This window comes from Leptospira adleri, assembly GCF_002811985.1.
GTDB classification, from domain to species: Bacteria; Spirochaetota; Leptospiria; order Leptospirales; family Leptospiraceae; genus Leptospira; species Leptospira adleri.
The window spans coordinates 1-1,070 of sequence record NZ_NPDU01000158.1 but is presented as its reverse complement, the minus strand read 5'-3'; the positions used below and the strand labels follow the sequence as shown (position 1 = coordinate 1,070).

1 protein-coding gene is annotated in these 1,070 nt (G+C 41.0%); it reads right to left on the bottom strand.

Annotated features, from left to right (window positions below; all coding sequences use genetic code 11):
* Nucleotides 1-52: 52 nt before the first annotated feature.
* The coding region (locus CH376_RS23925) for an integrase core domain-containing protein (RefSeq protein WP_100788616.1) at nucleotides 53-1,070 on the bottom strand (1,018 nt) is incomplete at its 5' end.

Sequence of the window (1,070 nt, the reverse complement as noted above, 5' to 3'; positions counted from 1 at the left end):
TGTATGTTCTGGCACATCGGTAACACTATAGACCGGAGACATGGGTTACACTTTATTCGTTGTAGTTGTACACAGGTGTTTCGTATTTCAATACTTTTCCTGTAAATAAATCTAACATACCCAGAACTGCGTTCGTAAAATAGATCTTACACAGACGCTCTGAGACTTCTTCAAACCCAACCCGTTCGCCAATCAACGGAGAACCGAAGAATATTCTATATGGACCGTATTTGGCAGTTCCATCATCTAAGACCGTTTCTACTACTATATTGGTAGCGTACGCTATTTCAGGAATTCGTATTGGAAAAACTCTTTCTGAAGGCATATAGATCTTTTCAGGAGTTTTATATTCCAAAGCCTCATGCGGCCTTTCTAAATTATATTCACTTCTAAACCGATCAAATGCTTCTTGTTGCTCTTTAAGAGAAGATCGAGCCGGTAACGCGGTCTCTTGTTTCAAGGTCCTGTGCATTCTTTCATGCCGACCATTTTGTTGAGGTTTGCCCGGTTGGATTCGTTCAGGTCGAATTCCTAACTTCAACCACCAAACAGATAACTTACTCAGTCCTCCAATTGCTCTCGATGCAAACGGACTTCCGTTATCTGTTTTGATAGCCAATGGCATTCCATATTCTTTAAAGACTCTCTCAAATACCCGCCTGGTGCTTTCTCCATCTGTTTTCTTCAAGATTTGACATCCTAATAGAAAGCGACTATGAGCATCTGTGATTGTCAATGGGTCACAACGTTTTCCGTTCCCGACAGTAAAGTGACCTTTGAAGTCTGCACACCAAACATCATTGGGAGACTTTACATCAGAAAATGGAAAAAGACTTTCAGGAGTTTTTTTCCTACGACGTATTTTACGAACTAATCCTTTTCTTTTTAGGATATCGCCAATCGTACTTGGTGCCGGCCAGGATTTAGCTCTTGGATACTTTCCTTTTAATGCCCACAAAAGTTTCCTTGCTCCCCAAGTAGGATGCTTCTCCCGCATCTGCATAATGAGCAAGACAACATTCTCGGGAGTTTCATTCGGATGTTTTTTGGGATTCTTAGATCGATCTTTT